This window comes from Hydrotalea sp. (assembly GCF_049968455.1).
In the GTDB taxonomy this organism is placed as follows: domain Bacteria; phylum Bacteroidota; class Bacteroidia; order Chitinophagales; family Chitinophagaceae; genus Hydrotalea.
Genome location: NZ_JBMFQT010000063.1, coordinates 1 through 579 on the forward strand (window position 1 = coordinate 1; position 579 = coordinate 579).

A 579-nucleotide genomic window follows, 5' to 3' on the forward strand; every position below is an offset into this window, starting at 1 on the left:
GCCTCTAATAACCGAACGTAATTTTCGCGGTCAATAGACAAATCGGCTTTAGAACGTTCATACCTTTCTTTTGCTTGTAGCATAGCTTGTTCTAATTCAGGATCTTCCAATACCATTAATAGTTGACCTTTTTTAACTTTTGAACCAATATCCACTAACACGCTTTGAACATATCCATTAACTTTTGGGAATATACTTACTTCTTGATATGCAGCCAATTTGGCCGGCAGTTTTAAAACTTCATTTACTCCGCCACTTTTAACTGTAGCAACTGAATAATGAACCATAGTAGAGTCGGAAGCGGGTGGATCTTTGGGTTTGTTTTCCTTATTTGAAGAGCAGGAGGCTAACAAAATTAAACTACTAAGTATAAAAATATTATATTTCATTTTTGTTTATTTTAAATGTTTATTTAGTATTATCACCAAGTTACAAAAAATTGGATTAATCATTTTCATGTTCAGTGTGTTCATCTTTTACTTCATCTTCAGGCAACAATGACACGTCTTTTAATGAAGCTTTTTGTTGAATCCAACCATAAACCAGCGGTACTATAAATAAAGCAGCAACAGTAGAGGC

The 579-nt window shown here is 33.7% G+C and carries 1 protein-coding gene; it reads right to left on the bottom strand.

Features of this window, described 5'->3' with window-relative positions; translation table 11 throughout:
* A partial coding sequence (locus ACP5P5_RS13710; RefSeq protein ID WP_428286680.1) for an efflux RND transporter periplasmic adaptor subunit occupies nucleotides 1-389 on the bottom strand: 389 nt, incomplete at its 3' end.
* Between the last annotated feature and the right edge of the window lie 190 nt (nucleotides 390-579).